This is a genomic window from Paramesorhizobium deserti (assembly GCF_001558695.1).
GTDB lineage: Bacteria > Pseudomonadota > Alphaproteobacteria > Rhizobiales > Rhizobiaceae > Paramesorhizobium > Paramesorhizobium deserti.
Map to the genome: position 1 here is coordinate 421530 of NZ_LNTU01000034.1, position 12322 is coordinate 433851.

Below are 12322 nucleotides of genomic sequence, written 5' to 3' on the forward strand. Positions count from 1 at the left end.
CCGATCGGCATCCCTGGGGTCAATGTCACGGCAGCGATACCCGTCAGTTGTTGAAGTTTACCTTCGGCGCCTCTTGGGCCTGTTCACTGATGGTGAAGGTCGGCATCGGCTGCTTGTCGCGGAACCAGATGAGCCGCCACAGCATCGTCGGCAGGGTCTGCAGCGAGGTGTTGTAGACGCGGACCGCCTCGATATAGTCGCGCCGCGCGATCGCGATGCGGTTTTCCGTGCCCTCGAGCTGCGACTGAAGCGCCAGGAAATTCTGATTCGCCTTCAGATCGGGATAATTCTCGACCACCGCGAGCAGCCGCGACAGGGCGCCACTCAGATTGGCCTGATTCTGCTGGAACTGCTTGAACAGCTCCGGATTGTTGAGCATATCGGGCGTCACCTGCACCTGCGTCGCCTTGGCGCGCGCCTCGACCACGTCAGTCAGCGTATCCTTCTCATGCGCTGCATAGCCCTTGACCGTTTCCACCAAATTGGGAATGAGGTCCGTGCGGCGCTGATACTGGTTGAGCACCTCGCTCCAGGCGGCCTTGACCTGCTCCTCCTGAGTTGGGATGGTGTTGAAGCCGCATCCTGAGAGAAGCGGCGCCAGCATGGCGAGAAAAAGCGCAGCAAAGAGACGGCGGCCGGAAAGCCGCAGATTGGTAACAGCGGTCATGCATATCTCCCGATAACGGCCCCCTGATATGGCCCATTGAGACAACTGGCAGTGCCATCCCCAGCACAGTAGTGCGAGAGTAATCATATTCGCGGATAAAGAAAACAGCCAAGAACTTGCCCTGCCATTTGCTCTGTGAATGGAAAAGCCGCATGATGAAATCAATCAAAGCATTAAACGAGAATCAGAATCCTGTGGGAGAAAATACGGCAATGGTGGGAAACCGGAAGAGCGACAACAGGGAAACGGAATCCCGGCGCATCCTGGACAGGGTCGGCCGCGAATCGACAGCCGATCACGGCATGGTTGCGCGCGGCGTCGAGCGGACGAAGAAGCATTTGTCCGCTGCCGATGCCGATCACGCCGACAGCATCGAATTATGGGGCACCCGCATAGGACGCGCCCTCGCCCTGCTTCTGATGGCGGCTGCAATCATCTGGCTTCTGGTCTATATTGCTGGAACGGCTTGAGATGCCGCACCCTATCTTCCAAGACGCCCTGATACCTCCTGCGAGCACCAGTTGATGAACCATTCCGAAGCGTCAGACGCAAACGCCGTCATCGTGATCTCCAGCCATGTCGTGCGCGGTTCGGTGGGCAACCGCGCCGCCGTTTTCGCGCTGGAAACGCTCGGCCATCCCGTATGGGCGGTGCCGACGGTGATCCTGCCATGGCACCCGGGCCACGGTCCTGCCAAGCGCATCATTCCCGAGGAACAGCAATTCGACGATCTCATCGCCGATCTGGAGCGGGCGCCCTGGCTGGGCGAAGTCGGCGCGGTGCTATCAGGCTATCTCGGCCAAGCTTTGCAGGCCGCAAGCATTGCGAGGCTCGTCAAGGCCGTCAAGGCAAGGAACCCGCGCGCCTGTTATCTCTGCGATCCCGTCATCGGCGACGAAAAGGGGCTTTATGTCCCCGAAGCGACGGCAATCGCCATCCGCGACCAGTTGATGCCGCTTGCCGATATCGCCGCGCCTAATCGCTTCGAGCTCTCCTGGCTGACCGGCGTACCGCTGGAAGACAACAGGGCGATCATGGAAGCAGCCCTTGAAGCCGGCCCCGCCACCATGCTCGTCACATCGGCCGTCCCGATGATGGCCGGCAGCACCGGCAATATCCTGTTGACGCCGACATTGGCGATAATGGCCGAACACCGCCACGTCGACGGACCGACGAACGGCCTGGGCGATCTGACCTCCGCGATCTTTCTTGCCCGCACCATGGCTGGCCAACCGCCGGAAAAGATCTTGCAGGGAACGACTGCGGCGGTTTTCGAGATCATGGCCCGCGCCGCCAAGCGCGGCGCCGACGAACTGATGCTGGAAGCTGATGCATCGAGCCTGTCGACACCGATGGCCATGGTGCAGATCCGCAGGCTCATGCATCCGACCAAGGGGCTGAGGGTGTGATAGCTGTTTCTAGACGATTGATCTTCTTCTTGAGCGGAGCTATGCCACGAGCATGAGCGATCTTCCTGATAAGAATCTTCCCGATGCGCTTCTCGCCGGTTACCGCAACTTCATGTCCGGTCGTTTCACCAACGAGTCCCTACGCTACAGGGAGTTGGCCGAACGGGGACAGACGCCGGAAACCATGGTCATCGCCTGCTGCGATTCGCGTGCGGCGCCGGAAATCATCTTCGACACCCATCCCGGCGAGATCTTCGTCGTGCGCAATGTCGCCAATCTGGTGCCGCCCTATGAGCCGGACGGTGAATATCACTCCACTTCGGCGGCGCTCGAATTCGCGGTGCAGAGCCTGAAGGTCAAGCATATCGTCGTTCTGGGCCATGGCCGCTGCGGCGGCATCAAGGCGGCGCTTGATCTCGAAAGCGCCCCGCTCTCGCCCGGCGATTTCATCGGCAAATGGATGAGCCTTGTCGCTCCCGCGGCCGAGACCGTCGTCACCAACAGCCTGATGACGTCTGGCGAACGGCAGACAGCGCTGGAGCGCATCTCCATCCGCTACTCGATCGCCAATCTGCGCAGTTTTCCCTGCGTCGACATTCTGGAGAAGAAGGGTCGCCTCAGCCTGCATGGCGCGTGGTTCGACATTTCCACGGGCGAATTGTGGGTGATGGACCGCAAGACGGGCGATTTCATCCGCCCGCCTGCCGAATAGGAATGGGCGCCACGCCGTTCACGCGCAGCGCCCGGTAAAACTCAGCCATCGATCTCCTTGCCGATGATGGCGATCGCCTGCTGATAGACGCCGGCGGCGTTCCAGCCCTGAAGAGCGCCGAAATTGCCCTGTCCGGGCTGATAGCCGCCACCCGGCTGCCAGCCATGGCCACGCAGGAAATTCGCCGTCGAAGCAAGGGCGTCCGCCTTGGAGCGAGCCATGTCGATATGTCCGTTGCCATCGCCGTCGACGCCGTATCTCAGCACGTTGAGCGGCAGGAACTGCGTCTGGCCGATCTCGCCATGGGCGGCGCCGATCGCATCGGGGCTCAGATCGCCCCTGTCGATGAGCTTGAGCGCGGCGTAGAGCTGATCGGTGAAATAGGCCGAGCGACGGCAGTCATAGGCAAGCGTCGCAACGGCGGAAAGCGTGTGCTGATTGCCCATATAGGCGCCGAAGCCCGTCTCCATGCCCCAGATCGCGATCAGCGGTCCGGCCGGCACGCCGTAGCGCCTCTCCAGATTGGCGAAAAGCTTGGCATTCTGCTTTTTCAATGATTTGCCGCGGCTGATGATCGTCTGTCCACCGCGCTTCTTCATGAACTGATCAAGCGAAAGCTTGAAGCTCTTCTGGTTGCGGTCGGCATAGATCGTCTTGGTGGCGTACTGGGTCTTGTCGAGGGCGCTCAAAGCCCGTCGGCCGACGCCCCGCGCCGCAGCCTCCTGCTTGAACTGCTGCAGCCATGCGTTGTAGCCGGCGGCATTGTTGCCGCATGAGGCGGCCTGGGCGCTGCCGGCACCGGCCAATATGCCCGCTGCGAGGAATATGGTTGCTGCGGCCATTTTCGACCGACTTTTGGCAAGCAATGCCATCCTATTCTCCTTTGGAGTGATTCGACCTCGACGCGAATTTGCCATTCATCCCGGGAATTGTCACCGGTGCCGAACCAGGTTGTAGGCCCTGACGCGATGAGCCGCAAACCCTCCGCCTGAAGAAAATCTCTTAGACCTATTGCTTATTGCATACTGGTCAATTTTATTTACCAGCGTGTTAACAGCCTATGCCGATGAGGGGGCGGGGGCGACAAGGGAGGAACCATGTCGAACGGATTTCTTGCGCTATTTGCATTTCTGCCAATTCTTGTGGCCGGCGTGATGCTGGTCGGTTTTCGTATCCAGGCGCGGATCGCGATGCCAATCACCTATATTCTGACCGTCATCATCGCCATCACGATATGGGGCATGAGCGGCAATCGCGTGATCGCATCCACGCTGCAGGGGCTTATCCAGACCGCGGGTCTGCTCTGGATCATTTTCGGAGCGATCCTGCTCCTCAATACGCTCAAGCATTCCGGCGGCATCTCGGCGATCCGCTCCGGCTTCGCGCAGATCAGCCCGGACCGGCGCATCCAGGTCTTCCTGATCGCCTGGCTGTTCGGCTCCTTCATCGAAGGCGCATCGGGTTTCGGCACGCCGGCCGCCGTGGTGGCGCCGCTGATGGTCGCCATCGGCTTCCCGGCCCTTGCCGCCGTCACCTTCGGCCTGATGATCCAGTCCACGCCGGTTTCCTTCGGCGCGGTCGGAACGCCGCTCATCGTCGGCGTCCAATCGGGCCTCAATCGCGAGGCGTTGACGGCGCAGTTGCAGGGTGCCGGATCGAGCTGGGAACAGTTCTTCCACATCATCACCTCGGAAGTGGCGATCCTGCACGCGATCTGCGGCACCTTCATGCCGTTGTTCCTGGTCGTCATCATGACGCGCTTCTTCGGGCGCAACCGCTCCTGGACAGAGGGGCTAGCAATCCTGCCTTTCGCGCTCTTCGCGGCTTTCGCCTTCACCATCCCCTATGTGCTGAGCGCGGTTTTCCTCGGCGCCGAGTTTCCGTCCATGATCGGCGGCCTCGTCGGCCTGACGCTTGCAACGCTCGCGGCACGGGCCGGCTTCCTGATGCCGAAGGACAAATGGGATTTCGCCCCGCCGTCGCAATGGCCTTCAAGCTGGATGGGCAGCATCGAGATCAAGCTTGATGAACTGACATCGAAGAAGATCCCGCTGTTCCTCGCATGGACGCCCTACGTGCTTCTGGCGATCTTCCTCGTCGTGAGCCGCACGGTGCCGTCCGTCGGCAATGCGCTGAAATCGGTGACCTTCGCCGCCAAGGACATCATGGGCGAAGCCAACATAAGTGGCGATTTTGCGCCGCTTTTCCTGCCCGGCGGCCTTCTGGTCATCGTCTGCCTGATCACCTTCTTCCTGCACCGCATGAATGCCGGACAATTCGCCAGGGCATTTGGTGAAAGCACCAAGACGCTGCTCGGCGCAGGTTTCGTGCTGCTCTTCACCGTGCCGATGGTGCGCGTGATGATCAACTCCGGCGTGAACGGCAATGATCTGGTCAGCATGCCGCTCATGGTGGCCGATTGGGTGGCGACGGAAGTGGGCAATGTCTATCCGTTCTTCGCGCCCTCGGTCGGTGCGCTGGGCGCATTCCTCGCCGGGTCCAATACGGTGTCCAACCTGATGCTCAGCCAGTTCCAGTATGGCGTGGCGGAGGGGCTGGGCGTCTCCGGGGCGCTCATGGTGGCCGGTCAGTCGGTAGGCGCCGCGGCGGGCAACATGATCGCGATCCACAATGTCGTGGCCGCCTCGGCAACTGTCGGCCTCCTCGGGCGCGAGGGCACGACGCTGCGCATGACCATCATCCCGACCATCTATTATGTGACGTTGGCGGGCACCGTACTTATGATCGCGCTCTATATGTTCGGCATCGGTGATCCGCTCGTCGGCACGGGTGCGCGGTAAACATTGAAATTGGCTCCGGCGCCAATGCCGGGGCCAATTCATGGGCGCAATTGCCCCCTTTGCTTGACTTTGCCGCGCTTTTCCTGTTTAAGCGCCCTATCAATCCGCGACGAGCAGAGACTCCGAGCAGCCGACCGGGACCCATTTTGGTATAAACAGATCCCGGAGGCCCACACCCGACAGCGCGATGCGTCCTCGGGTGTCGTTATGCTTTGGACTATTGGGCTTCGGCGCGGAATGACCTACCTCTTGCGAAGAACTGTCCTCGCACGGGTAAAAAGGAAAACGGATGTTTGAAACGCTACAGGAACGCCTCGGCGCGATATTGAACGGCCTGACCGGCCGCGGTGCCCTGTCCGAACAGGACGTGGCGGCGGCGCTGCGCGAAGTGCGCCGTGCGCTGATCGAAGCCGACGTCGCGCTCGATGTGGTGCGCTCCTTCACCGACCGTGTCCGCCAGAAGGCCGTCGGCGCGGAAATCCTGAAGTCCATCAAGCCCGGCCAGATGGTCGTCAAGATCGTCCATGACGAGCTGGTCGAGATGCTGGGCGCCGAGGGCGTCACCGTCGATTTGAATGCGCCCGCCCCTGTCGTCATCATGATGGTCGGCCTGCAGGGCTCCGGCAAGACGACGACAACCGGCAAGATCGCCAAGCGCCTGGCCGAGCGGCAGAAGAAGAAGATCCTGATGGCGTCGCTCGACACGCGCAGGCCTGCCGCACAGGAGCAGCTTCGCCAGCTCGGCATCCAGACCGGCGTCGATACGCTGCCGATTATTGCCGGCCAGTCGCCGGTGGAGATCGCGGCGCGCGCCGTGCAGGCGGCGAAGCTCGGCGGGCATGACATCGTCATCCTCGACACCGCCGGCCGCACCCATATCGACGAGCCCCTGATGGTCGAGATGGCCGACATCAGGAAGAAGTCCGATCCACACGAGATCCTCCTCGTCGCCGATGCGCTGACCGGCCAGGACGCCGTCAACCTCGCCCGCTCCTTCGACGAGCGTGTCGGCATCACCGGCATCGTGCTCACCCGCATGGACGGCGACGGGCGCGGCGGCGCGGCCCTTTCCATGCGCGCCGTCACCGGCAAGCCGATCAAGCTGATCGGCACCGGCGAAAAGATGGATGCACTCGAGGAGTTCTACCCCCGCCGCATCGCCGACCGCATCCTCGGCATGGGTGATATCGTCTCCCTCGTCGAGAAGGCCGCCGAAAACATCGACGCCGAAAAGGCGGCGGCGATGGCCAAGAAGATGCAGTCGGGCAAGTTCGACCTGAACGACCTTGCCGATCAATTGCGCCAGATGCAGAAGCTCGGCGGCATGGGCGGCATCATGGGCATGATGCCCGGCATGGCCAAGATGAAAGACCAGGTTGCCGCGGCCGGACTTGACGATTCCGTCTTCAAACGCCAGCTCGCCATCATCGGCTCGATGACGCCGGCGGAGCGCAGCAATCCTGATATGCTGAAGCACAGCCGCAAGCAGCGCATCGCCAAGGGCTCCGGCACCAATGCCGCCGATATCAACAAGCTTTTGAAGATGCACCGCCAGATGGCCGACATGATGAAAGCCATGGGCGGCAAGGGCAAGGGCGGCGGCATGATGCAGAAGATGATGGGCGGCATGGCGTCGAAGATGGGGCTTGGCGGCATGGGAGGCCTTGGCGGCATGGGCGGCATGCCTGACCTCTCCAAGCTCGATCCCAAGCAGCTTGAAGCCCTGCAGAAGCAGGCGGAAGCGTCTGGCCTTGGCAAGGGCGGGATGCCTGGCCTTGGCACCGGAGGCTTGCCTGGCCTGCCGGGCGGGCCGCGCCTTCCCGGCCTTGGCGGTGGTCTCCCCGGTTTGCCGAAGAAGAAGTGACTGACATGAACGACAAGAGCCTGCCCGATGAGCTTTCCGGCCTGCGCGCCTCGATCGACAATATCGATGCCGCGCTCATCCATATGCTGGCCGAGCGCTTCCGCTGCACCAAGGCGGTAGGCGTCCTGAAAGCCGAATATGGCCTCGCCCCCGCCGATCCGATCCGCGAGAAGCAGCAGGTCGAGCGGCTGCGCCGCCTGGCGCAGGAGGCAAGCCTGGACCCCGATTTTGCCGAGAAGTTCCTGAACTTCATCGTCAAGGAAGTGATCCGTCATCACGAGAATACCGCTGCCGAACGCAGCGCTAGTTAACCCTAAACAAAAACACCGTCGCGTTGCGGCGCCAACCTACCACCGCCGTCAGGCGGTATGGAAACAGACCAACAGGAGAATGAAATGTCGTTGAAAATCCGTCTGGCCCGCGCGGGCTCGAAGAAGCGTCCTTATTACCACATCGTCGTCGCCGACGTCCGCGCGCCGCGCGACGGCCGCTTCATCGAGAAGATCGGCGCCTGGAACCCGACCCTGCCGAAGGACGCAGAGCGCGTTACGCTGGACGCCGACCGCGTGAAGCATTGGATCGGCCATGGCGCGCAGCCGACCGACCGGGTGCTTCGCTTCCTCGATCAGGCCGGCCTCGCCAAGCGCCCTGCCCGCAACAACCCGGCCAAGGCCGTTCCGGGCAAGAAGGCCCAGGAGCGCATCGCTCTCGCCAAGCAGGCCGAGGAAGAAGCCGCGGCCAAGGCTGCCGAAGCTGCTCAGGCCCCCGCAGAGGCCGAAGCGCCCGCAGCGGAAGCCGCCAGCGAGTAACTCGCCTTTCGGCATAGCCAGCCAAATGAAAACGGCAGCCTTTCGGCTGCCGTTTTTGTTTCTGGATGATTTTTCGGATCAGTTCATCGCCGAGATAACGAACTCGGCACCTTCCTTGATGCCCGCCGCGCGCCCGCAGCCGCATTGCGGCGAGGACGCGCAAACGGAAAACCGTCCGGCTTAGTTCATCGTCGGGATGACGAATTCCGCGCCTTCCTTCACGCCGGACGGCCAGCGCGAGGTGATGGTCTTCGTCTTGGTATAGAAGCGGAAGGCATCGAGGCCGTGCTGGTTGAGATCGCCGAAGCCGGAAGCCTTCCAGCCGCCGAAGGTGTAATAGGCGATCGGCACCGGGATCGGCACATTGATGCCGACCATGCCGACCTGAACACGGCTTGCGAAATCGCGTGCCGCGTCGCCGTCGCGGGTGAAGATCGCGACGCCATTGCCATATTCATGGTCGTTCGGCAGGGCCAGCGCCTCTTCATAGTTCTTCGCCCGCACCACGGAGAGGACCGGGCCGAAGATCTCCTCCTTGTAGATACGCATGTCAGGCGTCACGTGATCGAACAGGCAGCCGCCCATATAATAGCCGTTCTCATAGCCCTGCATCTTGAAGCCGCGCCCGTCGACGACGAGCTTCGCACCTTCCTGCACGCCGAGATCGACATAGCCGCGCACCCGGTCGAGCGCCTGCTTGGTCACCAGCGGGCCGTAATCGGCGCTGGCATCGGTTGACGGGCCTACTTTCAGGCTTTCCACGCGCGGAATGAGCCTCTCGACCAGGCGATCGGCCGTCTCCTGGCCGACGGGCACGGCGACCGAAATCGCCATGCAGCGCTCGCCCGCCGAGCCGTAGCCGGCGCCGATCAGCGCATCGACCGTCTGGTCCATGTCGGCATCCGGCATGATGATCATGTGGTTCTTGGCGCCGCCGAAGCACTGGACGCGCTTGCCGTTGGCGCAGCCGCGCGCATAGATATATTGCGCGATTGGCGTCGAACCGACGAAACCGATGGCCTTGACGTCGGGATCGTCGAGCAGCGCATCGACCGCATCCTTGTCGCCATTGACGACGTTGAAAATCCCTGCGGGAAGCCCGGCTTCCATGAAAAGCTCGGCGAGGCGCATCGGCACGCCGGGATCGCGCTCCGACGGCTTGAGGACGAAGGCATTGCCGCAAGCGATTGCCGGGCCCGCCTTCCACAGCGGGATCATCGCCGGGAAGTTGAACGGCGTGATACCTGCGACGACGCCAAGCGGCTGGCGAAGTGAATAGACATCGATGCCCGTGCCGGCGCTGTCGGTGAACTCGCCCTTCATCATATGCGGCGAGCCAAGGCAAACCTCGACCACTTCGAGCCCGCGCTGGATGTCGCCCTTGGCATCGGGAATGGTCTTGCCGTGCTCGCGGGCGAGAAGCTCGGCGAGCGAATCCATTTCCGCCTCGACCAGCGAAAGGAACTTGCGCAACACGCGCACCCGGCGCTGCGGATTGGTGGCGGCCCACTGCGGCTGCGCCGCCTTGGCGTTCTCGACCGCCGCGCGCACCTCGTCCTTTGTCGCCAAGGCGACCTTGCCCTGGACCGTGCCGTCGAGCGGCTGGAAGACGTCTGATGTCCGCCCGCTCTTGCCCTCCACATGCTTGCCGCCGATGAAATGACCGATATCGCGCATTGCGCCTTCTCCCTTGTTATCCGGATTTATGCGGTCATCATCGCTCTGCAAAATTCATATTGCAAGGCGCGCAAAGGCGTATCCGTTGTGCAAAAATCATAGTAATCATAGGCCCATGAACTGGGACGACATCCGCATATTCCTGGCGGTCGCGCGCGCCGGCCAGATCCTGGGCGCAGCACGCAGGCTCGGGCTCAACCACACCACCGTGGCCCGCCGGCTCACCGCACTTGAAACCGCGCTCAACACGACCCTGCTGACCAGGCGGACCAACGGATCGGAACTGACGCAGGCCGGCGAGGAATTCCTGCTGTCGGCCGAGCGCATCGAGGCGGAGATGCTTGCCGCCCGCTCGCATGTCGGCGATGCCGATGTAGCGATTTCAGGCACGGTCAGGATCGGTGCTCCCGACGGCTTCGGCGTGACCTTCCTCGCCCCGCGGCTTGCATCGCTCACCGCGCGCTATCCCGATCTCACCATCCAGCTCGTGCCGGTGCCCCGCTCGTTTTCGCTCTCGCGGCGCGAGGCCGATATCGCGATTACCGTCGACAGGCCGGACCAGGGCCGGCTCATCGCGCGCAAGCTGGTCGACTATACATTGGGTCTCTATGCGCATTCCCGTTACCTGCAGGAGCATGGCGTTCCCCAATCAGTGGAGGAACTCGCTTCACACCGGCTCGTCGGCTATGTCGAGGATCTCGTCATCAGCCCTTCCCTCAATTATGCATCCGAGATCAGCCGCGACTGGAACCCGGCCTTCGAGGTATCGAGCGCGCTCGGCCAGGTCGAGGCGGTGAAGGCCGGCGCGGGCATCGGCATTCTTCACGCCTTCATTGCGCGCGAACATGCCGATCTCGTGCCCGTCCTGCCGGAGCGTGTCATCCCCCGTTCCTACTGGCTCGCCTATCATGAATCGGCGCGCACGCTGCGCCGCGTCACCGCCGTATCCGGGTTCATCTCCGACCTGGTCGAGAGAGAGCGCAGCCGGTTCGTTTAAACGATACCGCCGCTGCCGCCCTTCACCGCCGGGCGCTCCTTGCCCACCTGCTGCCGATAACCACTGGCGCGATAAGCCGCGATCGGATCGATAGCCCCGCCTGCACGACGTCGTGCTTCGGCGAGAATCGGCTCCACATCGATGCGATAAGCCCGCTTCAGCGTCTCGGAGGCCATCAGCGCGTCGTTCTCGTCCTGATAGCCGGAGAGTGCCGCACGATCCACCAGCAGCGCCTGCGCATAGGCGCGGCGGATTTCGTTGGCGCTGGAGATCAGGCTTTCGATCGGATCGGTGACATTGTGCGACTGGTCGATCATGTGGGCAGGGTGGAAGCCCTTCACACCACGATGCTCCGCGTCCACCAGCTCGTTGAAGACAAGGAACAGCCGGTAGGGCTCGATGGCCCCGGCATCGAGATCGTCATCGCCATATTTGGAATCGTTGAAATGGAAGCCGCCCAGCTTGCCGAACTGGATGAGCCGCGCGACGATCATCTCGATATTGGTGTTGGGCGCGTGATGGCCGAGATCAACGAGGCAGAACGCCTTCTCGCCCAGTGTCGAGGCGATGAGATAGTTCGTGCCCCAATCCTGCACGACTGTCGAATAGAAGGCGGGCTCATACATCTTGTGCTCGGAGAAGATGCGCCAGTCCTCAGGCAGCTTTTGGTAGATCTTCCCCATCGCCGCAAGATAACGCTCGAACGCTTTCGTGAAATTCGACTGCCCCGGAAAATTCGACCCATCGCCGATCCACACCGTCAGCGCCTTGGAGCCGATGGCCTTACCGATCTCGATGCACTCGATATTGTGCTCGACCGCCTGCGCCCGCACGGCTGCGTCGACATGAGAAAGCGAGCCATATTTATAGGAATGCGGCTGGTCCGGCGCGTCGGAGAAGGTATTGGAATTCATCGCGTCGAAGCCGAGCCCCAGCGCATCCGCCTTGGCCTTCAACTCCTTCGGGTCCGCCTTGTCCCACGGGATATGCAGCGAGACCGTGGGCGTCGCCCGCGTCAGCTGCTGGATAACGGCGCAATCATCAAGCTTGTCGAAGATGTTGCGCGGCTCGCCGATGCCGGGAAAGCGGGAAAAGCGGGTGCCGCCGGTGCCGACGCCCCATGAGGGGACCGCGACGAAGAACTCGGCCACCTTGGCCGTAATAGCTTCGATATCGACGCCGCGGCGCGCCAGGTTCGCCCCCAGCGCTTCGTAGTCGCTTGTTAGCGCGTTCTCCCGCTTGGCGTTCTCATCGGTGATGATATCCGCCGCTATTCTTGGCTCAGACATATATTCCTCCCTCATTGCCCACTGGAACACCCCCCTCTGCCCTGCCGGCCATCTCCCCCTCAAGGGGGAAGATTGGCTGCGTCAAACGTCTCGCCCA

13 protein-coding genes are annotated in these 12322 nt (G+C 62.2%); 9 read left to right on the forward strand and 4 right to left on the reverse strand.

Annotated elements, in window-relative coordinates:
* Positions 1–43: 43 nt before the first annotated feature.
* Positions 44–667: a LemA family protein gene (locus ATN84_RS18250; protein ID WP_068883269.1), complete on the reverse strand. Its 624-nt coding sequence runs from the start codon at positions 665–667 to the stop codon at positions 44–46.
* Between the two features lie 212 nt (positions 668–879).
* Between ATN84_RS18250 and ATN84_RS18255 the strand changes: the two genes are divergently transcribed.
* From ATN84_RS18255 to ATN84_RS18265, 3 genes are read left to right on the forward strand one after another with little or no spacing between them, the layout of a single operon-like run.
* On the forward strand, positions 880–1137 hold the full coding sequence (locus ATN84_RS18255; RefSeq protein ID WP_068883590.1) for a hypothetical protein: 258 nt from the start codon (positions 880–882) through the stop codon (positions 1135–1137).
* Between the two features lie 54 nt (positions 1138–1191).
* Complete coding sequence (gene pdxY, locus ATN84_RS18260; protein ID WP_068883271.1) at positions 1192–2076, forward strand: pyridoxal kinase PdxY; 885 nt, start codon at positions 1192–1194, stop codon at positions 2074–2076.
* 52 nt (positions 2077–2128) lie between these two features.
* A complete protein-coding gene (locus ATN84_RS18265) occupies positions 2129–2788 on the forward strand; it encodes a carbonic anhydrase (protein WP_068883273.1) in 660 nt (219 codons plus the stop codon).
* A 41-nt stretch (positions 2789–2829) separates the two neighbouring features.
* Here the strand turns inward: ATN84_RS18265 and ATN84_RS18270 are convergent, their stop codons facing one another.
* A complete protein-coding gene (locus ATN84_RS18270; RefSeq protein WP_068883275.1) occupies positions 2830–3660 on the reverse strand; it encodes a lytic murein transglycosylase in 831 nt (276 codons plus the stop codon).
* 225 nt (positions 3661–3885) lie between these two features.
* Here ATN84_RS18270 and ATN84_RS18275 point away from each other — a divergent pair, with 225 nt between their 5' ends.
* From ATN84_RS18275 to ATN84_RS27320, 5 genes are all read left to right on the forward strand, one after another.
* On the forward strand, positions 3886–5589 hold the full coding sequence (locus tag ATN84_RS18275) for an L-lactate permease (protein WP_068883277.1): 1704 nt from the start codon (positions 3886–3888) through the stop codon (positions 5587–5589).
* A gap of 289 nt (positions 5590–5878) precedes the next feature.
* Positions 5879–7453, forward strand: a complete 1575-nt coding sequence (gene ffh, locus ATN84_RS18280; protein WP_068883279.1) for a signal recognition particle protein — start codon at positions 5879–5881, stop codon at positions 7451–7453.
* 5 nt (positions 7454–7458) lie between these two features.
* Positions 7459–7764 carry a chorismate mutase gene (locus ATN84_RS18285; protein ID WP_068883282.1) on the forward strand — a complete coding sequence of 102 codons (306 nt, stop codon included), beginning with the start codon at positions 7459–7461 and terminating at the stop codon, positions 7762–7764.
* 84 nt (positions 7765–7848) lie between these two features.
* Complete coding sequence (gene rpsP / locus ATN84_RS18290; protein WP_068883284.1) at positions 7849–8262, forward strand: 30S ribosomal protein S16; 414 nt, start codon at positions 7849–7851, stop codon at positions 8260–8262.
* Between the two features lie 25 nt (positions 8263–8287).
* A complete protein-coding gene (locus tag ATN84_RS27320; RefSeq protein ID WP_161939591.1) occupies positions 8288–8446 on the forward strand; it encodes a hypothetical protein in 159 nt (52 codons plus the stop codon).
* Here ATN84_RS27320 and ATN84_RS18295 read toward each other — a convergent pair.
* The gene (locus ATN84_RS18295) at positions 8443–9939 is read right to left on the reverse strand and encodes a CoA-acylating methylmalonate-semialdehyde dehydrogenase (RefSeq protein WP_068883286.1); all 1497 of its coding nucleotides are present in this window, start codon (positions 9937–9939) and stop codon (positions 8443–8445) included. The genes ATN84_RS27320 and ATN84_RS18295 overlap by 4 nt on opposite strands.
* Before the next feature lie 115 nt (positions 9940–10054).
* Here ATN84_RS18295 and ATN84_RS18300 point away from each other — a divergent pair, with 115 nt between their 5' ends.
* A complete protein-coding gene (locus tag ATN84_RS18300; RefSeq protein ID WP_068883289.1) occupies positions 10055–10936 on the forward strand; it encodes a LysR family transcriptional regulator in 882 nt (293 codons plus the stop codon).
* Here the strand turns inward: ATN84_RS18300 and rhaI are convergent.
* A complete protein-coding gene (rhaI, locus tag ATN84_RS18305) occupies positions 10933–12225 on the reverse strand; it encodes an L-rhamnose catabolism isomerase (RefSeq protein ID WP_068883291.1) in 1293 nt (430 codons plus the stop codon). The two genes, ATN84_RS18300 and rhaI, sit on opposite strands and share 4 nt — an antisense overlap.
* Positions 12226–12322 lie beyond the last annotated feature (97 nt).

Bases quoted from the DNA above. Each gene is read 5' to 3' on its own strand.
- ATN84_RS18270 (WP_068883275.1), bottom strand. From the start codon at position 3,660: ATGGCATTGCTTGCCAAAAGTCGGTCGAAAATGGCCGCAGCAACCATA.
- ATN84_RS18300 (WP_068883289.1), top strand. From the start codon at position 10,055: ATGAACTGGGACGACATCCGCATATTCCTGGCGGTCGCGCGCGCCGGC.
- ATN84_RS18295 (WP_068883286.1), bottom strand. From the start codon at position 9,939: ATGCGCGATATCGGTCATTTCATCGGCGGCAAGCATGTGGAGGGCAAG.
- ATN84_RS18265 (WP_068883273.1), top strand. From the start codon at position 2,129: ATGAGCGATCTTCCTGATAAGAATCTTCCCGATGCGCTTCTCGCCGGT.
- ATN84_RS27320 (WP_161939591.1), top strand. From the start codon at position 8,288: ATGAAAACGGCAGCCTTTCGGCTGCCGTTTTTGTTTCTGGATGATTTT.
- ffh (WP_068883279.1), top strand. From the start codon at position 5,879: ATGTTTGAAACGCTACAGGAACGCCTCGGCGCGATATTGAACGGCCTG.
- ATN84_RS18285 (WP_068883282.1), top strand. From the start codon at position 7,459: ATGAACGACAAGAGCCTGCCCGATGAGCTTTCCGGCCTGCGCGCCTCG.
- rpsP (WP_068883284.1), top strand. From the start codon at position 7,849: ATGTCGTTGAAAATCCGTCTGGCCCGCGCGGGCTCGAAGAAGCGTCCT.
- pdxY (WP_068883271.1), top strand. From the start codon at position 1,192: ATGAACCATTCCGAAGCGTCAGACGCAAACGCCGTCATCGTGATCTCC.
- rhaI (WP_068883291.1), bottom strand. From the start codon at position 12,225: ATGTCTGAGCCAAGAATAGCGGCGGATATCATCACCGATGAGAACGCC.
- ATN84_RS18275 (WP_068883277.1), top strand. From the start codon at position 3,886: ATGTCGAACGGATTTCTTGCGCTATTTGCATTTCTGCCAATTCTTGTG.
- ATN84_RS18250 (WP_068883269.1), bottom strand. From the start codon at position 667: ATGACCGCTGTTACCAATCTGCGGCTTTCCGGCCGCCGTCTCTTTGCT.
- ATN84_RS18255 (WP_068883590.1), top strand. From the start codon at position 880: ATGGTGGGAAACCGGAAGAGCGACAACAGGGAAACGGAATCCCGGCGC.